Source organism: Micromonospora sp. CNZ309, assembly GCF_002846525.1.
Map to the genome: position 1 here is coordinate 6,352,424 of NZ_PJNG01000001.1, position 27,000 is coordinate 6,379,423.

The following is a 27,000-nucleotide window of genomic DNA, read 5'->3' on the forward strand; positions in this document are numbered from 1 at the left end:
ACTTCTCTTTTGGCCGTCTGAACGAGGTGGCCAGGACTCGTAACGCATTGTGAGCGGTGCGTCGGTGGCTGCAGAGCAAAGGGCGCGGAAGGCAGGTCGCCGTTGCTCCTCGTTCCTTACGTTACGTGTTCGCATGGCTGGCAGGCGTGTGCCCGGCACTTCGTGATTCGGTGGCCGATGCCGTTACGGGGAACGGGTTGTGCAGCGTGCCGGCGTGCGGGAGCGGCGGGGGTGCGACCCGGGTCGAGTGTCGCCGTGCGGCCCCGGTGTCAGCGCATGCCGCGCAGGGCCGTCTGGAGGCGTTCCTGGGCGCGGCGTCGGCGCTCGTTGCTCGCGCCGAGTGCCAACAGCAGGATGCCGACGGGAATCAGGGCCAGCCACGGTCCCAGGCTGAACAGCGCGTGCACCGCCGCGATGGCGGTCACGGCGGCGCCGACGATCACCGGTGCCTGTTGCTGGCTCATCGACCCGAAGACGAGTACGGCCACGGCGCCGAGCAGCAGCAGCACCTGGCGCAGCGTGCTGGAGTCCGTGGCCAACACGATCGCCAGGGTGGGCACGAAGGCGGCGACGAGCGCGGGCCCGTACGCGACCCAGCTGCTCAGGTCGGGCCGGTGCCGCAGCTCCAGCACGCCGACGAGCAGGGCCAGCGCCGCGAAGGGCAGGGTGTACGCCTCCGGCAGGGCCACGTCGGCGACCCGCATCAGGATCCACCAGGCGGTGATCTCGCAGACCACCACCCCCCAGAACAGGATGCGCCGCTCCACCGGTCGGCGACCCGGCCGGGTGGCCGCCACACCGAGGACCGCGCCCCAGGCCGCGAGCAGCGCCGCGATGTGCCGGGGGGAGTCGAAGGCCAGCGCCAGGGCGATCAGGGCGGCAGCGTGCCCGCTCCACTCGACGGTGGCCGCCTCCCGCTGCGCCTCGGGGCGACGCAGCCTGGGCAGGGTCGCGGCGAACACCTGGAGGGCCGCCCCCACCGCCAGTACGCCGAACGCGGACCAGACGGCCGCGAGCCCGGCCACCAGGCCGGCGGTGAGCACGAAGAGCTGTGCCATCAGCGAGGCGAACAGCCAGCCGAGGATGCGCGCCCGCTGGGTGGTGCCGAAGATCGCGGCCACCGTGCCGACGCCCACGGCGCCGCCCAGGGTGAACAGGGTCAGCTCCCGCGTCGCCAGGCCACCGACCAGGCCCGCGCTCCCGGCGGCGAGCCCGATGGCGAAGACGAGCACCCGGGTCAGGCGCAGCGAGCGGGCCCGCTCGACCAGCGGTGGGGGCGGGGTGAGCGCCAGCCCCAGCATCGCGATGGTGAACACGGACAGCGCTGCCAGGGTGCTCGCCGGCCAGCCGTTGCCGAGCGACGCCGGGGTGATCAGCAGGGTCACGGCGGCACCGGGCAGCACGACCGGTACCGCCCGGGAGCGCCGCCCGCCGCTGAAGCCGGTGGCGGCCAGCGCGGCGGTCGCGGTGAGCAGCAGCGCGGTCAGCACGTGGGTCGGGTCGACCGCCTCGGGGGGCGGGGTGAGCAGCTCCGGCGGTGGTCCCTGCCAGACCCGGCCGAGGCTGCGGTGCGGATCGACCAGCGCGACGACCAGGGCCGGGGCGATCGACACCAGCGCCAGGACGGTGGGCAGCGCACCGGCGGCGAGCGCACCGGCGGCGGGGCTGACCCGCCAGCGGCGTTGTGTCCCGTCGTCGGGCAGCCGCCGCAGTGCGCCGTCGAGCAGCACCGACCAGCGTCGTACGGGCTGGGCCGCGCCGACCGGCGGTTCGGTCGCGCCCCGGACCAGCTCGGCGAGCACCCCGAGCAGGGCCGCGGCGGCGGCGTACACACCGACGGGCTGGTTGGCGGGGACGGCGGCCAGGGCGCTCACCGTGGCGCCGCCGGCCACCGCCGCGCTCGCCCAGGGCAGGTACTGCGGGACCCGCCGCCGGGCGGCGGCCACCGCCGCCAGGCCCAGGCTCGACGCGGCCAACGCGGCGGTGAGCACCACCTCCGGTGCGCGCCCGAACTCGGCGGCCAGCGCCGCGACGGCACCCGGGAACGCGAGCAGGGCGGCGCCGGCCGCTGCGCCTCCGATCTGGGCGAGGTGCGGCGGCATCCCCTCGTCCTCGATGTCCTCCACCAGCGGCACGGCCAGCGACCGGGCCAGCGCGGCCACCACGAGGCCGATCAGCGCGATGCTGCCCAGCGCCAGCGCGGTGGTCCACGGCCGGACCAGACCCGCTCCGGCGGCGTGCAGGGCGACGACGCCGGCCACGACGGCCCGGGACAGGCCCGCCCGGGGATCGACGGCGGCCACGGCGGCTGCCCCGAAGACGGTGGCGACCATGCCGCCGACCAGGACGGGCGACCACCACGGCAGGTCGAACGCGGCCGGCGCGCCGATCGTGGCGAGTACGGCCGCCACGCCCGACACGTCGTACTTCCAGGGTGGTGGCAGCAGGACCGCGGCGGCGACGCCGAGCAGCGCCAGGGCCACGGGGGCCTGCCACGTCGAGCCGCCGGTCGGCCCGGCCGGCCAGCCGGTCAGGTCCCCGTTCCAGATGGGGCCGGGGGTGGCGAGCACGCCCAGGCCGCCCCGCAGGGCGCTCCAGCCGGCCAGCAGCCCGATCAGCACGCCGCCGACGGCGAGGCCGACGATCGGCCCGCGTCGCCACTCCTCCGGCATGGCCCGGGCGGCCACGGCCACCACCAGCACCAGCCCGGCGGCGACGGCGAGCTGCCCGCCGGGAGCGAGGACGGCCGCGATCCGGGCCAGGGTGGCGATCAGGGCGGCGGTGACCGCCGCGGCGGCCAGGTCGGAGCCGTCCAAAGTGAGGTCGGAGCGTCGGCCGGCGTCGATGGGGCCGGCGAACACCACCATGGCGCCGGCGACGAGCAGCAGGCCACCCACCCAGGCGTCGGCGGCGGTGGCGCCCGGGGCGCCGAACGCGGCGGCGGTGACCGTGACCGCGCCGAGGGCCGTGCCGACGGCCAGCGGCGTCGGGATGCGTCGCTGGGAGACCTGCACGACGGCGGCGTGGCCGAGGGTGACGCAGACCGCCAGGAAACTGGCCGCGAGCACCGGGACGGTGACCTCGCGCAGGCTCGCCGGGGTGGGCGTCGGGTCGACCGGTACGGTCGCGGCGACGAAGGCGGCCACCGCGCCCGGCAACGCGAACGCGGCGCCCCCGGCGGCCCAGGCCGAGACGGTGTCGGCCGCCGCCGGGGCGAGCCGCATCCGGGGTGCCACGGCGACGAGGACCCCGGCGGCGAACAGGGTGAGCAGGACCGCCGTGGTCAGCGCCGGCCGGGCCAGTCCGGCGCCCGCGCCGAACAGGCCGACGCCGGCGGCGGTGGCCGCGTGCGCCAGCGCCGCGCGTTCCGTGCGGGCGGAGAGCCCGACCACCCCGATGCCGACCGCTGTCAGCACCATCGGCCAGGGCGCGACCGCCCATCCGAGGCCGAACGACGCGGGTACGGCGAGCGCGGTCAGCGCCGCACCGACCACGGCGAACTCCCGGCGGATCTCGGACGGCAGGGCCAGCACCGCCGCGACGGTCAGCAGGAAGGCGCTCGCAGCGAGCTGCCAGGCGGCCGGGCCCACGGCCGCCGCCAGCTCGGCCGGGTAGCGGTCCAGGTCGGCCGCCCAGGCCGGCAGCGCGGCCCGGACGGGGGCGACGCCGGCGCGGAGGGCGCCACCGGCGACCACCACCCCGCTGACGGTGAGCGCGACCGCCGAGGCGAGCTGCGGCCCGCGTCGGGCCGCCTCCGGCACCGCCCGCACGGCCAGCCCGGTGAGCGTGATCACGGCGGCGATCAGCAGCAGCGCCCGCCCGGGGAAGGCCACCGAGGCGATCCGGCTCAGCGCGCCGATCACGGCGAGGGTGAAGATCCCGGCGCCGAGGTCGGGCAGCGGCGGCCGGCGCAGCACCAGCGTGCCGGCCAGCCCCACGGCGGCCGCCAGCAGCAGCGCCAGCCCGGCCCCGGTCGCGCCCGGCACGGTGCCCGCGCGCAGCAGGGCGGAGACGGCGTACGCGAGGGCGAGGGCGACCGCCACCCCGTGCAGCACCCAGGTCAGCTCCCGCAGCCACGGCACCGGACGGCCGGCCGGGGCCCGGTCCTGCGCCGGCAGCCCGCCGTCGAGCACCTCGCCGGCCTCCTCGGGCGCCCCCTCGGGCCGGCCGTCGGCGCGGCGCTGCCGGGGTGCGCCCGCGGGCGCGGCCGGGGGCTCGGGCAGGTCCTGACGGACCGGCCGCTCCAGGGTGACGGGGGAACGCGCCAGCCACAGGTCGAGCAGGGCCACCGCCGTCAGCACCAGCGCCCAGCCGCCCGGGCCGGTGATCCGGTCGTACGCCAGCAGCGGCAGCACCGGCTGGGCGGCCAGTACGGTGGCGAAGCGGGGCGCGCGTAGCCCCGTCCAGCCCGCGTAGCCGAAGGAGACGCCGGCGGTGACGGCGAAGACGATGGCGCCGAAGACCGCGCCCGAGGCGCCGCCGTTGCCGATCCGGTCGACCGCCCACAGCGCATAGCCGGCGAGCGGCACCAGGAGCAGGCCGACGGCGGAGATGGTCTCGGCGGTCGAGGTGAGCCCGCGCCGGGCCAGCACCGGCGGGGCGAGCAGCATGAGCACGGTCGCGAGCAGCAGGACGCCCAGCCGGGCCAGTGCGTCCATGGAGCTGGTGGCCACCGCGGCGAAGACCACGGCGGCGACGCCGAGCAGCAGCGCGCCGAGCCCGAGGGGGATGTTCTGCACCTCACGGGAGGACGCCTCCGGCGGGTGCTCCGGGTCGTCGGCGTCGAGCCAGGTGGCGGCCGACGGCGGGGGCGGGGGCGGGTCCTCCGGACCGGCCGGGGTGCCCTGCCGGGGGACCCGGGGCGGGGCGCCGGTGGCGGCCGTGGGCGGCCGACGGCCCGGCCTCTTGCGCAGCACCCGGCGGGGGCGGGTGGCCTGCTTGAGACGTTCCTCACCGGCGTGGGCGAGGATGTCCCGCTGGAAGAGCGCGGCCTGCATCTTGGCGGCGATCTGCCGCTGCTCGCTGGCGATGGCGGCCTCGCGGGCCTTCATCTCCGCGATGGACCGCTCGATCTGCGCCAGGTGCTCGACCCACTGTGGCTGGTGCGCACCGCAGTGCGGGCAGCTGACGGCCGGCTTGATCTCCCGGCCGCACGAGGAGCACTGAAAGGTCGCCACGACACCCCTCCACCCGCACTGTGGACTCCCACCCTCGCAGCATGCCCAATGTGGGCGCGGATTTCGACAATTGTCGGCGGGTCCAGGACAAAGATCGTCCATGCGGACGGCAAACGGCCGGTCGCGGAGCGTGCTCCGTGACCGGCCGTCGGTCGTCGATCGTCAGGGGCGGCCCATGCCGCGGTACTCCCAGCCGGCCTGCGTCCACAGTGCCGAGTCCAGGCAGTTGCGGCCGTCGACCACCTTGCGGCCGGCGACCAGCTCGCCGAGGGCCACCGGGTCGGCGTTGCGGAAGTCGGCCCACTCGGTGAGTACGCAGACCAGGTCCGCGCCGGTCACGGCCTCGTTGATGCCGGGCTCGTAGACCAGCTCGGGCGCCACGGCGCGCGCCCGTTCCATGCCCTGCGGGTCGTAGACGTGCACGTCGGCGCCGGCCTTGCGCAGCAGCGAGGCGACGGAGAGCGCCGGCGCGTCGCGTACGTCGTCGGTGTTGGGCTTGAAGGTGGCGCCGAGCACGGCCACGCGCATGCCGGACAGGTCGGGCCCGGCGGGCCCGGAGCGGCGGCCGAGCAGCTCGGCGGCGAGCTGGACCACCCGGGTCCGGCGACGCAGGTTGATCAGGTCGACCTCGTGCAGGAAGCGCAGCGCCTCCCCGGCGCCCAGCTCCTGGGCGCGGGCCTGGAACGCCCGGATGTCCTTGGGCAGGCAGGCGCCCCCGAAGCCGAGCCCGGCCTGGAGGAACCGGTTGCCGATGCGCGGGTCGAAGCCGATGGCCCGGGCGAGGTGGGTGACGTCGCCGCCGGAGGCCTCGCAGACCTCGGCCATCGCGTTGATGAAGGAGATCTTGGTGGCGAGGAAGGCGTTCGCGGCGACCTTGACCAGCTCGGCGGTGGCGAAGTCGGTGACCACGAGGGGCACCTCGCGGTCCTCGGTGGCGGCCAGGTCGAAGACGCCCTTGTGGGCGGCGTAGAGCATGCCGTTGGCCCACTCGCTCTTGACGCCGACGACGATCCGGTTGGGCCGCAGCACGTCGTCGACGGCGAAGCCCTCCTGGAGGAACTCCGGGCTCCACGCGACCTCGACCCCCAGATCGGTGGGGGTGTGCTTGCTGACCAGCTGCTCCACCCACTCGGCGGTGCCGACCGGCACGGTCGACTTGCCGACGATGAGCGCCTTGCGGGTCAGGTGCTGGGCCAGGCTGGTGACCGACGCCTCGACGTACGACAGGTCGGCGCCCATCCCGTCGGCGCGCTGGGGCGTCCCGACGCAGATGAAGTGCACGTCACCGAACTCGGCGACCTCGGCGATGTCCGTGCTGAACCGCAGCCGCCCGGCGCCCAGGTTGCGCTTGAGCAGCTCGTCGAGGCCGGGCTCGTGGATCGGTACCTCGCCGGCGTTCAGCATGGCGATCTTGTCGGCGTCGACGTCGAAGCCGAGCACCTCGTAGCCGAGCTCGGCGTAGCAGATGGCGTAGGTCGCACCGAGGTAGCCGGTGCCCAGGAAGGTCACCCGCGGTCGCTGCGCTCCGGAGGGGGGCGTCACCGCGGCGATGGCGGGCATCGGCTGGGTGTTGGGGTACGGGATCGTCACGCCTGTCTTCTCCGCTCGCGCTGGCGTCGCGTCGTCGCGTCGCGTTCTGCTGCGGCGCCTGGGCGGGCACCGGAGGGACTCTAACGTCTGCCTGTTCCATCATCGCCGGGGCGGCGTCCGGACCGTCGCCGGGCGGCCACCGCACCCCGGCCGGCCGCTGTCGGCGCTCCGCCGCCTCCGAGGCTACGCGGCGGTAACATCTCCTGAACTCTGTCGCTATCCTTCAGTCTGCGCCGTCGGCGGTCACGAGACGCTACAGACTGCGCATGATAGCGGTGAAGGGGAGGGGCCGACATGGCCGCAGAGCAGTCGTTCGACGTCTACCGGTTGCCCGAGGAACACGAGGCGATCCGGGAGGCGGTCCGTGAGGTCTGTGCGGCCAAGGTGGCGCCGCACGCCGCTGAGGCGGATGAGACAGGCGAGTTTCCGAAGGCGTCCCACGACGCCCTGCGGGCCGCCGACTTCCACGCCCCGCACATCCCCGTCGAGTACGGCGGCGCGGGCGCGGACGCCCTGGCCACGGCCATCGTGATCGAGGAGGTGGCGCGCGCCTGCGCCTCGTCCTCGCTGATCCCGGCGGTCAACAAGCTCGGCACGATGCCGCTGCTGCTGGCCGGCTCCGAGGAGTTGAAGCGGAAGTACCTGACCCCGGTCGCGGCGGGCGACGCGATGTTCTCGTACTGCCTCTCCGAGCCGGAGGCCGGCAGCGACGCGGCGTCGATGACCACCCGCGCGGTGCGTGACGGCGATCACTGGGTGCTCAACGGCGTGAAGCGCTGGATCACCAACGCCGGGGTCTCCGAGTTCTACACGGTCTTCGCGGTGACCGACCCGGCGGCCCGGTCCCGGGGCATCTCCGCCTTCGTGGTCGAGAAGTCCGACCCGGGGGTCAGCTTCGGCGCCCCCGAGAAGAAGCTCGGCGTCAAGGGCTCGCCGACCCGCGAGGTCTACCTGGACAACGTCCGGATCCCGGCGGACCGCATGATCGGCGCCGAGGGCACCGGCTTCGGCACCGCGATGAAGACCCTGGACCACACCCGGGTCACCATCGCCGCGCAGGCCGTCGGCATCGCCCAGGGCGCGCTCGACTACGCCAAGGGGTACGTCCAGGAGCGCAAGCAGTTCGGCAAGGCGGTCGCCGAGTTCCAGGGCGTGCAGTTCATGCTCGCCGACATGGGCATGAAGCTGGAGGCGGCCCGGCAGCTCACGTACACGGCGGCCGGCAAGTCCGAGCGGGGCGACGCTGACCTGACCTACTTCGGCGCGGCGGCGAAGTGCTTCGCCTCGGACGCGGCCATGGAGATCACCACCGACGCGGTGCAGCTGCTCGGCGGCTACGGCTACACCCGGGACTACCCGGTCGAGCGGATGATGCGGGACGCCAAGATCACCCAGATCTACGAGGGCACCAACCAGGTGCAGCGCATCGTGATGGCCCGCCAGCTCCTGAAGGGCTGACCGGTCGGCGGGCGGGCCGGACGACCGGCCCGCCCGCATCCTCACCGGATCCCGGTCCCCCCGCCGCCCGCCAGTCGGCGCGCGTGCGGCCGGAGCGTCACCGGATCTCGGTCGTGGTGTCCTCTTCCGGCCGGTTGCCGCCGGCGCGTGGCGGCGCCGACCACGGCGACTCCCCGCCGGTGCGGCGGGGCAGCGGCTCGGTCGGCGTCGGGTCCGGGTAGCCGAGGCTAGGCGGCGCGGTGTCCCGGTCGGCGGGCTCGGCCGGCGGCCAGTCGGTCAGCGTGAAGTCGCTGCGCTCCGGCCCCTCGGCGGGCGCCGGCGTCGGCTCGGTCGCCGGCCGGGGCCAGCGCCGCCAGCGCTGCCCGCTGAAGGTGGCCACGAGCAGCAGCAGGCCGATCAGGAAGAGCGTGCCGTTCTCGACCGGCACGTGCAGCGGCAGGGGGTCGCCGAAGACCTTCCAGCCGTCCGGGATGCGGTCCCGCACCTCGAAGGGCGCGACGAACATCCCCACGTACGGGGCGGCGAGCAGCAGCCCGGCCACGAGCGGGCCGAGCGGCGAGGTGCGCAGCGTGCCGAGCAGGCCGAGCAGGATCCCGCCGACGGCGAGGTACACGGCGGGCTCGATGAGATTGGCCGAGTTCGACGTGCCGATCTCGACCCAACGGTCGACGGTGCCCGCCGACCCGTCCTGCCCGAGGGTGACCAGCACCCACGTGACGGGCGCCACCACCAACCCCGCGAGGAAGCTCCAGAGATGTCGCATCCGCGCACCGTACCGTCTTCGACATGACCGAGCACCCCGCCACCGCGCCGGCCGGCAAGCCGACCTCCTACTCCCGCGTCACCCTGAGCCGGATCATGACCGCGGTCGACGTCAACCTCTACGGCACGGTGCACGGGGGCGTGCTGATGAAGTTCATCGACGACGTGGCGGGGGCCGCTGCGGCCCGGCACAGCGGCGGTACGGCGGTCACCGCGGCCATCGACGAGATCGTCTTCACCGAGGCGGTCCGGGTCGGTGACCTGCTGCACGCGCACGCACAGGTGAACTGGACGGGGCAGACCTCCATGGAGGTCGGGGTCCGGGTCGTGGCGGAGCGGTGGGACTCGGCCGAGGACGAGCCGGTGCGGGTCGCCACCGCGTACCTCGTCTTCGTGGGCGTCGACCTCGGCGGCGCGCCCCGGGCGGTCCGGCCGGTGCTGGCGGAGAGCCCGGAGGACGAGCGCCGGTTCCGGGAGGCGGAGATCCGCCGCGCCCACCGGCTGGCCCGCCGCCGCGCCATCCAGGCCCACCGCGCCGGCTGACGCGCCCGCCCGGGCCGGGCCCACACAGGGTGCTGCCGGGGCATGTGGGCTCCGCACGTGCGCCGGCGGAGGTCGGGTGCGGAGAATGGCGCTCTGAGGTAGGGCAAGATGGCGCCACGGCCCATTTCACAGTGTCGTGCGGGGCCAGGGGAGGGTGGAGCAGTGGGTGACGTGCTGTGGGCGCCGCCGGCGGACGTACGCGAGCGGTCCCGGATCGGGAGCTACCTGCGCTGGCTGCGTGAGCACCGGGGGCTGGACTTCGCCGACTACGACGAGCTGTGGCGCTGGTCGGTCACGGATCTCGACGCGTTCTGGCGGTCGGTCTGGGACCACTTCGAGGTGGTCGCGCACACCCCGCCGACGGCCACGCTGACGGACCGGGGAATGCCCGGGGCCAGGTGGTTCCCCGGGGCCACCCTCAACTACGCCGAGAACGTGCTGCGGATGCCCGGCCGGGCCGACGACGACCCGGTGGTGATCGCGCACGGCCAGACCCGGGCGCCGGTCACCCTCACCGCCGCCGAGCTGCGCGAGCAGGTGCGCCGGGTGGCCGCCGGGCTGCGCCGGCTCGGCGTCACCGCCGGCGACCGGGTCGCCGCCTACGCGCCCAACATCCCCGAGACGTACGTGCTGCTGCTCGCCACCAGCAGCCTGGGCGCGATCTTCTCCTCCTGCGCGCCGGAGTTCGGCACCCGCAGCGTCACCGACCGGTGGCAGCAGATCGAGCCGAAGGTCCTCGTCGCGGTCGACGGCTACCGCTACGGCGAGAAGCCGGTCGACCGGCGGGCCGAGGTGGCCGCGATCCGGGCCGCCCTGCCGTCGCTAAAGCACACCGTCGGCATCGCCTACCTCGACCCGGCCGGGCCGCCGCCCGAGGGCGCGCTGGCCTGGTCGGAGCTGGCCGCCGGCACCGACGAGCCGCTGACGTTCACCCCGGTCGCCTTCGACCACCCGCTCTACGTGCTCTACTCCTCCGGCACCACGGGGCTGCCGAAGCCCATCGTGCACGGCCACGGCGGCATCCTGCTGGAGCACCTGAAGATGCTGGCCCTGCACCACGACCTGGGCCCGGCGGACCGGTTCTTCTGGTTCACCACCACCGGCTGGATGATGTGGAACTTCCTGGTCTCCGGGCCGGCGGTGGGCGCGACGATCGTGCTCTTCGACGGCAACCCGGGCCACCCCGACCTGGGCGCGCTGTGGCGGCTGGCGGAGGAGACCGGCACCACGTACTTCGGCACCTCCGCGCCGTTCCTGCTGGCCTGCCGCAAGGCCGGGCTGGTGCCGAAGCAGACGGCCGACCTGTCCGCGCTGCGCGGGGTCGGCTCGACCGGCGCGCCGCTGCCCGCCGAGGGCTTCACCTGGGTGTACGAGACGGTCGGCGACGGCCTCCAGCTCCAGTCGCTCTCCGGCGGCACGGACGTCTGCACCGGCTTCGTCGGCGGCGTGCCGCTGCTGGCGGTGCACGCCGGGGAGATCACCTGCCGGGCGCTCGGCGCCAAGGTCGAGGCCCGGTCCGCCGACGGGACCCCGGTCATCGGCGAGCTGGGCGAGCTGGTGATCACCGAGCCGATGCCGAGCATGCCGGTGGGCTTCTGGAACGACCCGGACGGCAGCCGCTACCGGGAGGCGTACTTCGACCTCTACCCGGGCGTCTGGCGGCACGGCGACTGGATCACGATCAACGACCGGGGCGGCTGCGTGATCACGGGCCGCTCCGACGCCACCCTCAACCGGGGCGGCGTACGCCTGGGCACCGCCGAGTTCTACTCGGTGGTCGAGGGGCTCGACGAGGTCGTCGACTCGGTGGTCGTGCACCTGGAGGACGACGAGGGCGGCGCCGGTGAGCTGCTGCTGTTCGTGGTGCTCGCCGAGGGGCTGGAGCTGGACGACGCGATGCGGAAGAAGATCTGCCGCGAGCTGCGTACCGCCCTGTCGCCCCGGCACGTGCCGGACGAGATCCACCAGGTGCGGGCCGTTCCACGCACCCTGTCGGCCAAGAAGCTGGAGGTGCCGGTGAAGAAGATCCTCACCGGCACCCCGGTGGACTCGGCGGCGGCCCGGGGCGCCCTGGCCAACCCGGAGTCCCTGACGGCGTTCGCCACCCTCGCCGAGCACCGTGGTCAGGTGCGCAGCACGTTGGCGTAGATGAGCCAGGCCAGCGCGGACTTGGCCACGAGGCTGAGCAGGATGTACGAGACCTCGCCGTAGCGGTAGTCACGCCATCGACCGCGCTGGGCGTACTGCAGTGCCATGTTGAGTGCGAAGCTCGCGAAGAGGAGGAACTGGACGACGATGATCGCCCAGACGAAGCCGGGGATCTCCGGCGGCTGGGCGACGTAGACGGCGATCGCCAGCCAGGGGGCCAGGCCGACCAGGGTGCCGAACCAGAAGGCGCTCCAGTCGGCCCGCCCCGGCAGTTGCTGGCGCTCCATCAGCAGGCCGAACAGGATCATCGCGGTGTTCGCGGCGAAGATCCCGATGACCGCCGCGAGATCGCGGATCCCCACGAACAGCCCGATCAGGACGATCATGATCGAGGCGCTGACCGAGTACTCGATCCAGCGGGCGTAGTTGGTGCGCCGGTCCAGGTTGCGCGCGTACCAACGGTGCACGCCGGGGGCCGCGATGACGAAGTGGTCGAGGGCGGCGAGGAGCAGGAAGATCGCGACCGCCGGGCCGATGGCGAGCCGGAAGGCCACTTCCGGGAGGGTGGCGTCGCGCAGCGTCGTCGGGTCGGCCGTCAGGTACGACGCGGTGACCGGCAGGGACAGGTCGTTGCTCGCCGCCCACATCCAACCGCCCTCGACGGCCAGGACCAGACCGACGAGCACGTTGAACCCGCGCAGCCGCCGGTAGCGATCACGGCCTGCCGCTGGTGGACGCCCCATGGCGCCACCCTAGAGCCCGGAATGTCCGTTCGTTGCCATATTGGGCCTCCGCTCGGGGCGTTGAGCTGCCCGCGGGAGCGGGCTCAGCGAAGGGGGCGGGTCACGCGTTCCGTGGTCGCCCGCGAGGGCAGGCGGGCCGGGTCGGCGTTGGCGCAGAGGACCGTGGTGGCGCCGGCCGTCAGCGGGGCGAGCAGCCAGTCGACCGGGTCGGGGTGCGTGCCCGTGTCGATCAGGACCCGGTCGCCGGGGGCGATGCCCAGTTCCGTCGCACGGGCGGCCGCGCGGCCCAGCAGCGCCGCCTCGCCCGGGCCGCCGGCGGCGTACGGGCTGAAGTGGTCGCCGTGGGCGCGTACCTCGGAGACGTAGTCGGCGTAGCCGGCCGGCACCTGGCGCATCGGCAGGGCGAACGGGTGCAGGGCGAGGACGTACCGCTCGCCCGCCGACCAGGCCGCCGCCTCGTCGAGGCGCGTCTCGGCGGCGAAGAGCACGTCCACGTCGCCCGGCGTGTCGGCGACGGTCAGCCCGGCCGACCAGCAGCCGAGCAGCACCGCGGCGGTCTGCCAGTGCGGGGGCAGCACCACCCCGGCGACGTCACCGGGGCCCACGGCCACCTCGTCGACGAGCAGGTTGGCCGTCTTGGCCACCCAGTTCGCCAGCGTGGCGCCGGAGAGCTCGGTCCGCTCGCCCGTGGCGTCGTCGTACCAGGTCAGCAGCGGTCTGGTCGGGTCGGTCGCGATCGCGTCGGCGAAGACCCGGGCAATGTTGTCGGCCATCGGCGCGAACGATACGCCCCCGGCGGCCGTACTCGATGACGGCGACAAGTCGGCGTACCGTCGGGTCGCAGTCAGCGTCGGCGCCGCGCTCCGGCGTAGGCTTGCCGGAGTGTTGTTCCCCACAGGCCCGTCAGTTCAAGGAGTCGCCCCGTGACCGCCGGTCGCCCGCCCCGCGTGCTCATCGACGCCACGAGTGTCCCCGTCGACCGTGGTGGTGTCGGTCGATACGTCGACGGCCTGCTCGGCGCCCTCGGCAAGGTGTGCGGGTCGGGGGTGGAGCTGGCCGTCGTCTGCCTCCGCACCGACCTGGAGCGCTACACCCGGATGCTGCCCGGCGCGGAGATCATCCCGGCCCCCGCCGCCGTCGCGCACCGCCCCGCCCGGCTCGCCTGGGAGCAGACGGGTCTGCCGCTGCTCGCCCAGCAGGTGGGCGCGCAGGTGCTGCACTCGCCCTTCTACACCTGCCCGCTGCGCGCCGGCTGTCCCGTCACGGTGACGGTGCACGACGCGACGTTCTTCACCGAGCCGGAGCACTACGACAAGTCGCGGCGCACCTTCTTCCGCAGCGCGATCAAGACGTCCCTGCGCCGCGCCAACCGGGTGATCGTGCCGAGCAAGGCCACCCGCGACGAGCTGATCCGGCTGCTCGACGCCGATCCCACCCGGATCGACGTCGCCTACCACGGCGTCGATCACGCCGCCTTCCACGCGCCCAGCGACGAGGAGAAGGCCCGGGTCCGGGCCCGGCTGGGGCTGGGCGGCACCAACTACGTGGCCTTCCTGGGCGCCAAGGAGCCGCGGAAGAACGTGCCGAACCTGATCCGCGGCTGGGCGCGCGCGGTGGCCGAGCGGGAGGACCCGCCGGCCCTGGTGATCGCCGGCGGCCAGGGGCACGACGACGACATCGACCGCGCGGTGGCGGAGGTCCCGTCGCACCTGCGGCTGCTCCGTCCGGGTTACCTCCGCTACGGGGACCTGCCCGGCTTCCTCGGCGGGGCCCTGGTGGCCGCCTATCCGTCCTACGGGGAGGGTTTCGGCCTGCCGATCCTGGAGGCGATGGCGTGCGCCGCCCCGGTGCTGACCACGCCCCGGCTGTCGCTGCCGGAGGTGGGCGGCGACGCGGTCGCGTACACCAGCGAGGCGCCCGACCAGATCGCCACCGACCTGGCCGCGCTGCTCGACGACGAGCAGCGGCGGTTGTCCCTGGCCAAGGCCGGTTTCGACCGGGCCAAGGAGTTCACCTGGGAGTCCAGCGCCGAGGTGCACATCGCCGCCTGGAGCCGGGCCCGGTCCTGACCGCCGCGACCGGCGTCGCGAGAATGCGTCCCCGGTCAGGCGAATCGGGCATGATGTGCGGGTGATCTACGCCGTCATTCCGGCGGGTGGCAGTGGCACGAGGTTGTGGCCGCTGTCCCGTGCCGGCCACCCCAAGTTCCTCCACCCGCTGACCGGTTCCACCGCCTCGCTGCTCCAGGCGACGGTGGACCGGCTGGGCCCGCTGACCACCGCCGAGCGCACCCTGGTGGTCACCGGGACCGCGCACGTGGCGGCGGTCGCACGCCAGCTCGCCGGCGTGCCGGAGGAGAATATCCTGGTCGAGCCGTCGCCCCGGGACTCGTGTGCGGCGATCGCCCTGGCCGCCGCGGTCATCGCGCGGCGCGACCCGGAGGCGGTGATGGGCTCCTTCGCCGCCGACCACCTCATCGGTGACCCGCAGCGCTGGCGGGAGGTGGTCCTGGAGGCGGTACGCGGCGCCGAGCGGGGGCTGCTGATGACGGTCGGCATCACCCCGACGCGGGCCGAGACCGGCTACGGCTACCTCCAGACCGGGGACCCGGTCGACGGGGGCCCGCTGCGGCCGGTCGCCGAGTTCAAGGAGAAGCCGAGCGCGGAGGTGGCCGAGGCGTACCTGCGCTCCGGGCGGCACCTCTGGAACGCCAGCATGTTCGTCTGGCGGGTCGACGTGTTCCTCGCCGAGCTGGCCCGCCAGCAGCCCGCCCTGCACGCCGGGATCGTCGCGATCGCCGAGGCGTGGGGCACCGAGGAGCAGGACGACGTGCTCGGCACGGTCTGGCCGACGCTGCCGAAGATCTCCGTCGACTACGCGGTGATGGAGGGCGCGGCGACCGCCGGCCGGGTGGCGACCGTGCCGGGCGACTTCGGCTGGAACGACGTCGGCGACTTCCACACGCTGGGCGAGGTGCTGCCCGCCGACGCGGACGGCAACGTGGTGCTCGGCGCCGAGGCCAAGCCGGGGGTGCTGCTGCGCGACGCCACCGGACTCGTGGTGGTGCCCCACTCCGGGCGCCTGGTGGCCGCCGTCGGCGTACACGACCTGATCATCGTCGACACGCCGGACGCGCTGCTGGTCTGCCCACGGGACCGGGCGCAGGACGTCAAGATGGTCGTCGACGAGCTCAAGGAACGGGGCGAAGAGGGGCTCGTCTGAGCGTCGCGAGGGCCGGGGCGACCAGGCGTGCCGTCCCGCCGGCCAGCGGCTGCGGCAGCCGGTCCGGCGGGAACCAGCCGAGCGCCTCGGACTCCTCGCTGACCCGTTCCACCGCGCCGGGCGGGGCGAGCACGGCGAAGCGTACGTCGTGGTGCAGCGAGCCGCCCTGGCAGCGCACCGGGTGGATGTCGACGTCGATCGGCACCGGGTCGATCCGCAGGCCGGCGATGCCGGACTCCTCGCCCGCCTCGCGCAGGGCGGCGGCGGCGAGGGTCCGGTCGACCGGCTCGCAGTGCCCGCCGAGCTGCACCCACCGCCGGAACTTGCCGTGCAGGCAGAGCAGCACCCGTGACCCGGTGGCGTCGAGCACCAGCGCGCTCGCCGTGACGTGCCCGGGCCGGTGCGTCCGGCTCATCGCCACCGGCCCGGCGGCCAGCAGCGCCAGGGTGCGGTCGCGCGCCTCGGCGGCGTCCGGGCCGGTGGGCTCCCAGCGGCTCAGCGTGGCGAGGGCGTCGGCGTGCAGCGCCGCGTGTGTCTCGGCGGGCCGCGCCTGATCCGCCCCGGCGGGCCGCGCCTGATCCGCCCCGGCGGGCCGCGTCTCGTCCGCCCCGGGGTGCGGGGCCGGGTGCGTCCCGGCGGGCGGCGCCGGCTGCGCCTTCGCGTCCGGCGACGGTCGGGAGGCGGCGGTGTGGGAGTCGGCCATGCCGACACTGTACGAGCCGACGCTTCGTACCCTGGCCCGGTGACCTTGCGACTGTTGGAGTTCGTCGTGGCCGGCAACGAGGCCAGCGATCTGCTGCCGGTGCGCTCCGCGCCGCTGCTGCGGGCGCACGGTGCCCGGCGCGGCTTCTGGACCGTGCTGGACGAGGGGCCGGTGGAGCAGTGCCTGGCCCTGCTGCTGGAGCTGGACGACGGCCGCTGGGTCGCCCACCACGTGGCCGCCGACGCGGGGGCGGAGAACGGCCGTACGGAGGACGGCGAGGCGCTGGCCCACCACGACGGCTGGGTGTACGTCTTCGGCTCCCACTTCGGCTCGAAGGCGGGGCCGCTGCGCCCGCGACGCGCCTTCGTGGCCCGGTTCCGTGAGGACGACGCGGCGGCGGGCCCGGTGCCGGTGCAGGTGGTGCGTAACCGGTTCCGGCTGCACCGGGCGGTCAACGACGCCCTGCTCAAGGCGGCGTTCGTCCCGTTGCCGCCGGGCGAGCGGGTGCGGGCCCGGTTCATCGGGGAGACCGTCGCCCGGGGCACGGCCCGCGCGAAGGGCTGGGTCGACCGGCTCGTCCCCGACGACCTGCCGCTGAACGTCGAGGCGGCGGCCTTCACGCCGACCGGCGGTGTCCTGCTCGGGCTGCGCTTCCCGGTCACCACCGACGGCGAGCCGATCCTGGTCGAGCTGACCGGGGTGCCGGGCATGTTCGACCCCGCGCCGAGCTGGCCGCAGGCGTCGGGGGCGTACGTCCTGACGGGGGTGACGCCGCCCGGCGCGCTGGCCGGCTTCCGGGCGATCACGCCCACGGACGACGGCGGCTACGCGGCGATCGTCGGGTCGATCGACGCGTTGGGCAAGGGCTCGGTGCTGCTCGACGACCACCCCACCGGCGGCGACGTCACCTCCCGGCACGTCCGGTTTCCCCCGCCCGGTGACGGGCACCTGGTCCCCGGCGAGGTGGTGGCCGAGCTGGCGCCGTTCCACCACGTGGAGGGGGTGGCCGAGTGCGGCGGGCAGAGCTTCTACGTCACCGACGAGGACCATCGGGTGGCGCTCTGGGTCGGTTGACCGGCGGTGGGCCGACGGCCGGACGACACCTCCGCGGAGCAGGCCCGCAGACCCTCGTGGTATCGCCCGGCCGCCGGTCTTCCCCGCCCCCCGGGCGCCCGGTTCCGGGCGTGTCGGGTGAGGCACCCGCCCCCGTGCGCGGGCAGTGGAAGCATGCCCAACGGCCCCGGGGGACGTCGAGGTCTTTCAGCCCATGCTTAAAGACGGAGATAAGTGCCAGCCAGGTACAGTGCAAGCGGTTGCCAGGCATCCCCCCTGCCGGGCGACGCGGGAGCCGTCCATGCTGAAGATCTACTTTTCCGCCGAGGACATCCTCCGGACCCGGGTGGCTCCGGCGGCGGACCCGGTGTGGGAGCTGGTTCTCAGCCTGCACCTGCTGCCCGGCCGTGGCCGGGATCCGCTGCTGGCGGGCTGGCGGCGCAGCGTGACGCGCGGCCTGCGTGAGGGCAGCGACTCGGCGGGGCTGCGGCTGCTCCTGACGCTCAACCCGCCCCGCGGCTACTTCCCGGACTTCCTCACCCCGTACCAGAGCACGTCGGGGTTCGAGGCCGGCATGGAGGCGGTCCGCAGCACCCCCGTGGCGCTGCTGCAACGCGACCTGGCGCTGTTCGCCGCCGGCAGCTCCCTGCCGGCCGGCGCCGCTCCGCTGGCCCGGGGCGAGCCGGACACGCTGCGCGACCTGACCGGCGCGATGGAGCGTTACCGCGGCCTGGCCATCGATCCGTACTGGACCCGGATCCAGGCGGCGGTGGAGGCCGACCGGGCCCGGCGGGCCCGGGCCCTGCTCGACGGCGGGGTGGAAGGGCTGCTGGGCAGCCTGCGGCCGGCCATGCGGTGGGAGTCGGGGGTGCTGGAGATCCGCGACTACCCGCACAGCCGGGAGCTGCACCTGGGCGGGCGCGGGCTGCTGCTGGTGCCGTCGTTCTTCTGCGCGTCGACGCCGGTCGCCCTGCTCGACCCGGCCCTGCCGCCGGTCCTGGTCTATCCGGTGGACCGGCTCGGCGGCCTGCTGCCGGCCCCCGGCGAGGGCGGCGGCGTCGGCACGCCCGACCCGGGGCGGGAGGCCCTCGCCGCGCTGCTCGGTCGTACCCGGGCCGCCGTCCTGGCGGCCAGCGACGACGGCTGCACCACCGGCGAGGTGGCCCGCCGGCTCAACATCTCGGCCGCCGCCGCGAGCCAGCACACCACCGTGCTGCGCAACGCCGGCCTCCTGGTCAGCCAGCGCGACCGCAACACCGTCCTGCACACCCTGACCCCGCTGGGGCGGGCGATGCTCAACTCCTGAGCAGGTCCGGTGCCGTCGCCGGTCCCGGGCGGGGGCGGCTGGTGACTCCGCCCGGGGCGCCGTCAGAGGGCGAGCGCCGCGCTGGCGGTGGTGCCCGGGGGCGGGGGGAGCAGCAGGGAGGCGACGCCCTCGGCCGCCAGGGCGGTGCGGAGACGTTGCAGGTCGGCGCCGAAGCGGACCAGGTCGACCGGGCCGGCCGGGGTGGCCGGGGAACCGAGCACCAGCGTCGTCGCCTCCGCCGGCCACCCGGGCACCCGGGCGGTCAGCCCGGCGTGGGCCTCCTCGTCGCCGACCAGGCTGAAGACCGTGCCGGGCGCGACGACGCCCGCGACCACGCCGATCGCCCGGCGTACGGCCTCCGGGGCGGGCGGGGTCGGGTTGAGGCCGTCCGCCAGGGTGGCGGCGGCGGCCAGCCCGGCGGCCTTCGCCTCGGCGGTGCCCAGCGAGAACAGGTCCATCGAGGCGTCCCGGACCAGCGCCGACGCGCCGACCCCGTCGTCCGGCCGGGGGGCGGTGAGGTAGCCGCGTACCACCGCCACCGGCATCTGGTCGCACTTGCCCTTGATCAGTTCGCCCGCGCCGGCCAGCTCGTCCACCACCGCCATCTGGGTGAGCTGGAGCTCGTTGCCGTACGGGTCGACCTCGCCCCGGTGGTCGCGGATCGCGTCCATGCCGGCGACACCGAGCGCGACGTCGGTCAGCCCGTTGCGCCAGGGCCGGCCCATCGTGTCGCTGACGATCACCGCGACGTCCACGCCGTGGCGCTCGCGCAGGGCGGCGCGCAGCGCCCGGGCCGAGGCGTCCGGGTCCTCGGGGAGCAGGACGAGCCGGGTCTTGTCGACGTTCGAGGCGTCGATGCCGGCCGACGCCATCACGAAGCCGTGGTGGGTCTGCACGATGCGGGTGGCGCCCCGGGTGGCCACCACCCGTGCCGTCTCGGCGGCCAGCACCTCGTCCCGCGCGGCGAGCCGCTCCGGGCCGTCCGCCGGTACGTCGACCAGGCGGCCCTCCGCCTTCGAGACGATCTTGCTGGTCACCACCAGCACGTCGCCGTCGCGCAGCCAGGGCGCCGCGGTGGCGATCAGGGCCGCCAGGTCGTCGCCCTCGGACACGTGGCCGATGCCCGGCACCGGCAGGATCTCCAGCCTCACGTCAGCTCCAGCGCGGCGCGGACCATGGCCGCCGTCGCCGCCTCGTCGGTCATCCGCAGCGGCGCCGCGCGGACCGTCACCTCCGGCACCACGGCGCCGGCGTCCTCCTCGGCGACCAGCCAGCCGTCGAGCAGCCCGCCGGCCGGCCGGCCGCCGTAGAGCCGCCCCACGCCGGCCGCGCTGCACTCCACCCCCAGCACCGCCAGGCAGCGGTCGGCCATGCCGCGCACCGGTGCGCCGCCGATGATCGGCGACACGCCGACCACCGGGGCGGGACCGTCGGCGACCGCCTCGCGCAGCCCGGGCACGGCCAGGATCGGGGCGACGCTCACCACCGGGTTGCTCGGCGCGATGAGCACCACGTCGGCCCCGGCGATCGCCTCCAGCACCCCGGGCGCGGGCCGGGCGGTCTCCGCGCCGACGAAGACGAATCGGTGGGTGGGGACGTCACCGCGGTGGCGCACCCACCACTCCTGGAAGTGGATCGCCCGCTGGCCGCCGTCGAGCTCCACCACCACGTGCGTCTCCAGCCGGTCGTCGGTCGCCGGCAGCAGGCGTACGCCGGGCTGCCAGCGTTCGGCGAGGGCCTCGGTGACCGCGTGCAGCGGGTAGCCGGCGTTGACCATCGTGGTCCGCACCAGGTGGGTGGCGACGTCCTTGTCGCCGAGCCCGAACCAGGTGGGCTCGGCACCGTACGCGGCGAGTTCCTGCTTGACCGTCCAGCTCTCGCCGAGGCGCCCCCAGCCCCGCTCGGGGTCGGCGCCGCCACCCAGCGTGTACATGACGCTGTCCAGGTCGGGGCAGACCTTGAGCCCGTGCAGGAGCAGATCGTCACCGACGTTGACCACGGCGGTCACCTCGGCGCCGACCTCCCGGGCGTACGCCCGCACGCCGACCAGGAAGCGAGCGCCTCCGATGCCGCCCGTCAGAACCACGATGCGCATGCCGCCCATCCTCGCGCACGGGCCGCCTCCGGTCCGCCGATGGGCGGGGAGACTAGGCTCACGTCGGCAACCGTCCGCATTCGCCCCGAGGGGGATCCCGTGACCAGCCCCGCCGAGCCCGCGTCCAACGACGCGACGCAGGCCAGCCAGCTGACCAAGCCGCTGCGTGAACTCGCCGCCTTCGTGCTCCTCGGCGCGAACGCCGTGTTCCTCTTCGTCGGCCTGATCCGGCTGGTGACGCCGACCGAGTACAGCACAGTCGGCGGCCGGGCGGGCAGCGCCTTCTTCGCCTTCGTCGGCGTGGAGGCGGTCTTCCTGCCGCTGCTGGCCGTACTGCTCGCCACGCACGTGAAGCCCCCGGTGCCGAAGGCGAAGCTGATCACCCAGGTCGCCCTGGGCGAGTACGCCGTCAGCGCCCTGTTCGGCGGGCTGACCTTCCTCTTCTGGACGGTCGACCGGCTGGCCGAGGGCGAGATCCTCGACGCCTTCCTTGGCCTGCTCAGCCGCGTGGCCTGGCTGGCGCTCTTCGCGGTCGCCGCGTACGTCGTGTTCAAGATCTGGCGCACCCTCTACCACGTGCCCAAGCCGAAGCCCCAGCCCGGCGTGTACGGCCAGCCGCAGCCCGGGTGGCCGCAGCAGCAGGGCGGCTACCCCGCCCCGGGCCAGCAGGTCCCCGGCCAGCAGGTCCCGGGCCAGCAGGTCCCGGGCCAGCAGGGCGCCTGGCAGGCGCCGGGCCCCTACGGCGCCCCGTACGGTCAGCAGCCCGCGCCGTTCGCCGGCGGCCCGCAGCAGGGTTCCCCGTTCGCCCCGGCACCGCAGTCGGCGCCCCCGGCTCCGGCGCCGCAGTCCGCGCCCCCGGCCACCCCCGCGCCGCCGCCGTTCGGCCAGCCGCAGAGCGCCCCGCCGTTCGGCCCGCCGCCCTCGGCCGACCCCACCCAGGCGATCCCGCGCCAGCCCGTCGAGCACGCCGAGCCCACCCAGGCGATTCCGCGTCCCACCGGCGACGAGACCGACCGCACCCAGCGCATCGATCCCGGCGACAACCCGGACGCCCCTCGCTGATCGAGGTCACGTTCCACCCGAGCGCCCCGCACGGCCCACCGTGCGGGGCGCTCGCCGTCCCACCCACCCCGCTCGCCGCCCACCGCCGCACCCCGCCCCGCCCACTCCGCTCCGCCGTCCCACCCACCCCGCTCGCCGTGCGGGGCGCTCGCCGTCCCACCCACTCCGCTCGCCGTGCGCACCCCATCCCACCGTCCACCGTCGCACCCATCCCACCCCGAGCGCCCGCCTCCGCCTCGCGGCACCCCCGTGATCAGGACGGCATGGACGTATCCCGGCCCGTTTCAGGTACATGACGTCCTGATCACCGCTGGTTCGTCGGGCAGTGCCGGCGAGGGGTGGGCCGGCACGCCCAGGGGATGCGGGCACTGCCCGGGGATGCGGGCACTGGCCAGGGGCTGCGGGCACCGGCCAGGGGATGCGGGCACTGCCAGGGGCTGCCGGCACTGCCAGGGGCGGGTCGGCAGGACCGGGGGCGGGCTCAGCACGGTGTGAGGGATGGGCGCGGGGGTGCGCATGTTCACGTCGTGGGCCCAGGTGGGCAGGGGCGGAACGGGCCGGATGAGCGCCTAGGCTGGGCGGATGGTTGATCGCACCGTGCCCGGCCCGACCGACGCGAGCGTGCGGCGGGCACTGCACCGGGCCGCGACCGGGCGGACGCTGGACGTCGACGAGGCCGCCGCGCTGCTGGCCGCCCGGGGCGGGGCGCTGGACGAACTGCTGGACGTGGCGGGCGCCGTGCGCGACGCCGGGCTGCGCGAGGCCGGGCGGCCGGGCGTGGTCACGTACTCGAAGAAGGTCTTCATCCCCCTCACCCGGCTGTGCCGGGACCGGTGCCACTACTGCACCTTCGCGACGGTGCCGCACCGGCTGCCGGCGGCCTTCCTCGACCGCGACGAGGTCCTCGCCATCGCCCGGGCGGGGGCGGCCCAGGGCTGCAAGGAGGCCCTCTTCACGCTCGGCGACCGGCCGGAGGAGCGCTGGCCGGCGGCCCGGCGGTGGCTCGACGAGCGCGGCTACGACTCCACGCTGGACTACCTGCGCGCCTGCGCGGTGGCGGTGCTGGAGGAGACCGGGCTGCTGCCGCACCTGAACCCGGGCGTGCTCTCCTGGTCGGAGTTGCAGCGGCTCAAGCCCGTCGCGCCCAGCATGGGGATGATGCTGGAGACCACGGCGACGCGGCTGTGGTCGGAGCCGGGCGGTCCGCACTTCGGCTCGCCGGACAAGGAGCCGGCGGTACGGCTGCGGGTGCTCGACGACGCTGGCCGGGTCGGGGTGCCGTTCACCACGGGCATCCTGATCGGCATCGGCGAGACCCCGGCCGAGCGGGTCGACGCGATCTTCGCGATCCGCCGGGCCCACCGCGAGTACGGCCACCTCCAGGAGGTGATCGTGCAGAACTTCCGCGCGAAGCCGGACACGGCGATGCGCGGCATGCCCGACGCCGAGCTGCGCGACCTGGCCGCCACGGTGGCGGTGACCCGGGTGCTGCTCGGGCCGAAGGCCCGCATCCAGGCCCCGCCGAACCTCATCGCGGGCGAGTACGACCTGCTGCTGCGCGCCGGCATCGACGACTGGGGCGGGGTCTCCCCGTTGACCCCGGACCACGTCAACCCGGAGCGCCCCTGGCCGCAGATCGACGAGTTGGCCCGGCACACGGAGAAGTCGGGCTTCACGCTGCGCGAGCGGCTGACGATCTACCCCGAGTACGTGCGGGCCGGTGACCCGTGGCTGGACCCGCGCCTGCTGCCGCACGTCGGCGCGCTGGCCGATCCGGCGACGGGGCTGGCCGTCGAGGACGCCCGGCCGGTGGGCCGCCCCTGGCAGGAGCCCGACGAGACGTACGGCGGGCGGACCGACCTGCACGCGACCATCGACACGACCGGGCGGACGGGCGATCGGCGCGGCGACTTCGACCACGTCTACGGCGACTGGTCCGAGGTGGCCGGCAAGGTCACCGCCGGCGGCGGGGGCGGGACCGACGACGACCTGCGGGCCGGCCTGCGGCTGGCCGCCGACGACCCGGCCGCGCTGCTGGAGCCGAGGCACGCCGACGCCGCGCTGGCGCTGTTCGGCGCCGACGGGCCGGCGCTGGACGAGCTGTGCCGGCTCGCCGACGACGTCCGCCGGGCGGCGGTCGGCGACGACGTGACGTACGTGGTCAACCGCAACATCAACTTCAGCAACGTCTGCTATGTCGGCTGCCGGTTCTGCGCCTTCGCCCAGCGGGAGCGCGACGCTGACGCCTACCGGCTCTCGGTGGAGCAGGTCGCCGACCGGGCTGAGGAGGCGTGGGCGGCCGGCGCCAGCGAGGTGTGCCTCCAGGGCGGGATCGACCCGAAGCTGCCGGTGACCGTCTACGCCGACCTGGTCCGGGCGATCAAGGCGCGGGTGCCGGGGATGCATGTGCACGCGTTCTCGCCGATGGAGATCGTCACCGCCGCCGCCAAGGCCGGCGTGTCGGTGCGGGAGTGGCTGACCGGGCTGCGCGAGGCGGGGCTGGACACCATCCCGGGCACCGCCGCCGAGATCCTCGACGACGACGTGCGCTGGGTGCTCACCAAGGGCAAGCTGCCGGCCGCCGCCTGGGTCGACGTGGTCGGCACGGCCCACGAACTGGGCATCCGGTCCAGCTCCACGATGATGTACGGCCACGTCGACCACCCCGGGCAGTGGCTCGCGCACTTCCGGGTGCTCGCCGGGTTGCAGGACCGTACGGGCGGCTTCACCGAGTTCGTGGCGCTGCCGTTCGTGCACACGAACGCGCCGATCTACCTGGCCGGAATCGCCCGCCCGGGGCCGACGTGGCGCGAGAACCGGGTCGTGCACGCGATGGCCCGGCTGCTGCTGCACGGCCGCATCGACAACATCCAGTGCTCGTGGGTGAAGCTCGGCGACGAGGGCACGGCGGTGATGCTCCGGGGCGGCTGCAACGACCTGGGCGGCACGCTGATGGAGGAGACGATCTCCCGGATGGCCGGCTCCGGCAACGGATCGGCGCGTACCGAGGAGCAGTTGATCGCCATGGCGGCAGCGGCCGGTCGACCGGCCCGCAGGCGCACGACGGCGTACGGCAGCCCCCGGCCATAGCCCGGCCGCCGCCCGGCGGGTCGCGGCAGCCCGCTCGAACCGGTCGTACGGCGGTCTCGCCCTGACGGGTCGCGCGGTGCTCCGCCCTGACGGGTCGCGTGTCGATCCGCGCTGGTCGGCCGCAGGGGACATCGACGGTCGTGGCGACCGTCCACGCCGGATTCCGCGTCCGGCACTGTCGTCAGGGCGGGCGCGACGGCCGTGCCCGTACCGCCTGTTGGGACCGAAGCGCCTCGATCGGGCGGGATTTCCGTCGCGGGTGGAGCGCCGCCGGAAGCGCCCGGCGCAGCAGCGTGTCGGCGGCTGAGCGGAGGCGGGGGAGCCGCCTCGCGCCGTCGCGCCGCGTCCACATGGTGGGCGCGGCGCGGTCGCCGTCCCGGGCTCGACGGGCGGTACGCGCCAAGTCGGGTTAACCTGTGCCCCACCAAGATCAACGGATCGTGGTGGGTGACTTCCGAGGGTCTCCATCGCCTGTCCCCGTCGGTCCGACGGGGAAGCGCCACGGGAGAAAACTCGGGCAACTCGCCGGAGAGGGCGTTACTCGGCCGGGGTCTGAATCGATAGGGCAGGTTGCGGGGCCGGGTGGTCGGGTGGCCGTCCGGAGTGTTGTCGGGAGGGCGACTCCATTATCAAGTCCGGCTTGACGGCGCACGCATTACACGCGTGTAATTTGAATGGGGTTGTTCGCGCGGAACGCAACAAATCGGGACCGTACGGACAAGCACGCCTTCCGCGTGGGGGGTTGCAGCGGCGATGACGCCGGTGCGCGACAAGGAGGCATCTGATGGACGGCCAGCTTGAGGTGGCCGACCTGCTCGGAAACGCGCCGGAGTGGCAGGAGCGGGCGCTCTGCTCCCAAACCGATCCGGAGGCGTTCTTTCCCGAGAAGGGCGGCTCGACCCGCGAGGCGAAGCGGATCTGCTCGCGCTGCGAGGTGAAGACGGAATGCCTCGAATACGCTCTCGGCCACGACGAGCGATTCGGGATCTGGGGCGGGCTCTCGGAGCGGGAGCGGCGCAAGCTCAAGCGGCGTGCCGCCTGAGCGTTGCCGGGCCGGGGCGGTGGGGGCCGCCCGGCTCAGGCCAACTCGTCGGGGTCTACCCCGAGCAGATTGGCCACCTGTTCGATGATCACGTCGTGCACGAGATCCGCGAGGTCCTCGCGATCCATCGCACGGAACTCCAACGGCCGGCGGTAGAGCACGATCCGCGGCGGCACCTCCTGTCGGCCCGGCCGGCCGGGCAACAGTCGGGCGAGCGGCACCTCGCCGTCCTCCAGCACGTCGGAGTCGTAGACGTTGAGGTCCGGCGGAACGTCTTCCACCGCGAACTCGACGCCGGCCAGCTCCTTGGCGAACCGCCGTTCGAGGGTCTCGACCGTGTCCAGCACCAGATCGTCGAAGATCTCCGCCTTCGTACGCGCCAACGGCACCGTCGCCGGCACCAGCCGCCCGCGCAGACCGCGGCCGTGCCGGTCGCGGTGGGCGCGCCGGCCGGGGCCGGGGCGGCGGTGTTCCGGGCTCGTCATGAGGAAAGGTTAGCGCCCGCACCGACCTGGCCTGCGACAGCGGCACCGGCGCGGCGCGGCGCGACCGACCGGGCCGAATTGTGATCACCGTGACGGGCGTGTCGCAACGCGAAGCAGTGCGCCCGACCCGGTAATGGAGATACCCTGCCGCCGTGAGGTCACCACGGCGCTGCTCCCGTAATGGCTGCCCCCGGCAAGCGGTCGCCACGCTGACCTATGTCTACAACGAGTCCACAGCGGTGGTCGGCCCGTTGGCGGCGTTCGCCGAGCCGCACACGTACGACCTCTGTGAACCGCACGCCCGGAGCCTGACGGCGCCGCGCGGCTGGGACGTCGTCCGGCACGAGGGCGAGTTCGAGCCTCCGCCGCCCACCACCGACGACCTGGTCGCCCTCGCCGAGGCCGTCCGCGAGGCCGCCCGCCCGGTGGCCCCGCGCCCGCCCGAGGACGACAAGGCCACCAACTCGACCCCCCAGACGGGCCGCCGGGGTCACCTGCGCGTCATCCCCCCGAACCACTGA

General features: G+C 74.7%; 20 protein-coding genes. 11 read left to right on the forward strand and 9 right to left on the reverse strand.

Annotated features, from left to right (window positions below):
• Positions 1–269: 269 nt before the first annotated feature.
• On the reverse strand, positions 270–5,177 hold the full coding sequence (locus tag CLT72_RS27495; RefSeq protein WP_101414228.1) for an SCO7613 C-terminal domain-containing membrane protein: 4,908 nt from the start codon (positions 5,175–5,177) through the stop codon (positions 270–272).
• A gap of 162 nt (positions 5,178–5,339) precedes the next feature.
• Positions 5,340–6,767 (reverse strand): UDP-glucose dehydrogenase family protein, encoded by a 1,428-nt coding sequence (locus CLT72_RS27500; RefSeq protein WP_089001932.1) that lies wholly within the window; start codon positions 6,765–6,767, stop codon positions 5,340–5,342.
• A 294-nt stretch (positions 6,768–7,061) separates the two neighbouring features.
• Between CLT72_RS27500 and CLT72_RS27505 the strand changes: the two genes are divergently transcribed.
• A complete protein-coding gene (locus CLT72_RS27505) occupies positions 7,062–8,225 on the forward strand; it encodes an acyl-CoA dehydrogenase family protein (RefSeq protein ID WP_101414229.1) in 1,164 nt (387 codons plus the stop codon).
• A gap of 97 nt (positions 8,226–8,322) precedes the next feature.
• On the opposite strand, the gene CLT72_RS27510 is transcribed toward CLT72_RS27505, so the two are convergent.
• Entirely contained in the window at positions 8,323–8,988 is a 666-nt protein-coding gene (locus tag CLT72_RS27510) for a hypothetical protein (RefSeq protein ID WP_101414230.1), read from the reverse strand.
• Between the two features lie 23 nt (positions 8,989–9,011).
• Here CLT72_RS27510 and CLT72_RS27515 point away from each other — a divergent pair, with 23 nt between their 5' ends.
• Together CLT72_RS27515 and CLT72_RS27520 are read left to right on the forward strand one after the other, a co-directional pair.
• Positions 9,012–9,530 carry an acyl-CoA thioesterase gene (locus CLT72_RS27515; RefSeq protein WP_101414231.1) on the forward strand — a complete coding sequence of 173 codons (519 nt, stop codon included), beginning with the start codon at positions 9,012–9,014 and terminating at the stop codon, positions 9,528–9,530.
• 162 nt (positions 9,531–9,692) lie between these two features.
• Positions 9,693–11,678: an acetoacetate--CoA ligase gene (locus CLT72_RS27520; protein ID WP_101414232.1), complete on the forward strand. Its 1,986-nt coding sequence runs from the start codon at positions 9,693–9,695 to the stop codon at positions 11,676–11,678.
• Here CLT72_RS27520 and heR read toward each other — a convergent pair.
• Together heR and CLT72_RS27530 are read right to left on the reverse strand one after the other, a co-directional pair.
• Entirely contained in the window at positions 11,654–12,421 is a 768-nt protein-coding gene (gene heR, locus CLT72_RS27525) for a heliorhodopsin HeR (RefSeq protein WP_101414233.1), read from the reverse strand. The genes CLT72_RS27520 and heR overlap by 25 nt on opposite strands.
• Positions 12,422–12,504: 83 nt before the next feature.
• Positions 12,505–13,194: a TIGR03089 family protein gene (locus tag CLT72_RS27530; protein ID WP_101414234.1), complete on the reverse strand. Its 690-nt coding sequence runs from the start codon at positions 13,192–13,194 to the stop codon at positions 12,505–12,507.
• Positions 13,195–13,344: 150 nt separating this feature from the next.
• Between CLT72_RS27530 and CLT72_RS27535 the strand changes: the two genes are divergently transcribed.
• Positions 13,345–14,490, forward strand: coding sequence for a glycosyltransferase family 4 protein (locus tag CLT72_RS27535; RefSeq protein ID WP_101414235.1), 1,146 nt, complete (start codon positions 13,345–13,347; stop codon positions 14,488–14,490).
• 61 nt (positions 14,491–14,551) lie between these two features.
• Positions 14,552–15,643, forward strand: coding sequence for a mannose-1-phosphate guanylyltransferase (locus CLT72_RS27540; protein WP_101415421.1), 1,092 nt, complete (start codon positions 14,552–14,554; stop codon positions 15,641–15,643).
• On the opposite strand, the gene CLT72_RS27545 is transcribed toward CLT72_RS27540, so the two are convergent.
• Positions 15,612–16,166: an NUDIX hydrolase gene (locus CLT72_RS27545; protein WP_350821791.1), complete on the reverse strand. Its 555-nt coding sequence runs from the start codon at positions 16,164–16,166 to the stop codon at positions 15,612–15,614. The two genes, CLT72_RS27540 and CLT72_RS27545, sit on opposite strands and share 32 nt — an antisense overlap.
• A 219-nt stretch (positions 16,167–16,385) precedes the next feature.
• Here CLT72_RS27545 and CLT72_RS27550 point away from each other — a divergent pair, with 219 nt between their 5' ends.
• On the forward strand, positions 16,386–17,420 hold the full coding sequence (locus tag CLT72_RS27550) for a hypothetical protein (RefSeq protein ID WP_101414237.1): 1,035 nt from the start codon (positions 16,386–16,388) through the stop codon (positions 17,418–17,420).
• Between the two features lie 280 nt (positions 17,421–17,700).
• Positions 17,701–18,705, forward strand: a complete 1,005-nt coding sequence (locus CLT72_RS27555) for an ArsR/SmtB family transcription factor (protein WP_101414238.1) — start codon at positions 17,701–17,703, stop codon at positions 18,703–18,705.
• 62 nt (positions 18,706–18,767) lie between these two features.
• Here CLT72_RS27555 and CLT72_RS27560 read toward each other — a convergent pair whose 3' ends face one another.
• Both CLT72_RS27560 and cofD read right to left on the reverse strand, forming a co-directional pair.
• A complete protein-coding gene (locus tag CLT72_RS27560) occupies positions 18,768–19,856 on the reverse strand; it encodes a coenzyme F420-0:L-glutamate ligase (protein WP_101414239.1) in 1,089 nt (362 codons plus the stop codon).
• Positions 19,853–20,800 carry a 2-phospho-L-lactate transferase gene (gene cofD, locus CLT72_RS27565; RefSeq protein ID WP_101414240.1) on the reverse strand — a complete coding sequence of 316 codons (948 nt, stop codon included), beginning with the start codon at positions 20,798–20,800 and terminating at the stop codon, positions 19,853–19,855. The genes CLT72_RS27560 and cofD overlap by 4 nt, the downstream gene beginning before the upstream one ends.
• Positions 20,801–20,899: 99 nt before the next feature.
• Here cofD and CLT72_RS27570 point away from each other — a divergent pair, with 99 nt between their 5' ends.
• The 3 genes from CLT72_RS27570 (at position 20,900) to CLT72_RS27580 (ending at position 25,994) form a co-directional block, all read left to right on the forward strand.
• Positions 20,900–21,862: an ABC-2 transporter permease gene (locus tag CLT72_RS27570; protein ID WP_101414241.1), complete on the forward strand. Its 963-nt coding sequence runs from the start codon at positions 20,900–20,902 to the stop codon at positions 21,860–21,862.
• Between the two features lie 582 nt (positions 21,863–22,444).
• A complete protein-coding gene (locus CLT72_RS27575) occupies positions 22,445–24,952 on the forward strand; it encodes a bifunctional FO biosynthesis protein CofGH (protein ID WP_101414242.1) in 2,508 nt (835 codons plus the stop codon).
• A gap of 784 nt (positions 24,953–25,736) precedes the next feature.
• Positions 25,737–25,994: a WhiB family transcriptional regulator gene (locus CLT72_RS27580; RefSeq protein ID WP_007455784.1), complete on the forward strand. Its 258-nt coding sequence runs from the start codon at positions 25,737–25,739 to the stop codon at positions 25,992–25,994.
• A 35-nt stretch (positions 25,995–26,029) separates the two neighbouring features.
• Here CLT72_RS27580 and CLT72_RS27585 read toward each other — a convergent pair whose 3' ends face one another.
• Positions 26,030–26,479 carry a metallopeptidase family protein gene (locus CLT72_RS27585; RefSeq protein ID WP_089001916.1) on the reverse strand — a complete coding sequence of 150 codons (450 nt, stop codon included), beginning with the start codon at positions 26,477–26,479 and terminating at the stop codon, positions 26,030–26,032.
• Positions 26,480–26,631: 152 nt separating this feature from the next.
• On the opposite strand from CLT72_RS27585, the gene CLT72_RS27590 reads away from it, so the two are divergent.
• On the forward strand, positions 26,632–27,000 hold the full coding sequence (locus CLT72_RS27590; protein WP_101414243.1) for a DUF3499 domain-containing protein: 369 nt from the start codon (positions 26,632–26,634) through the stop codon (positions 26,998–27,000).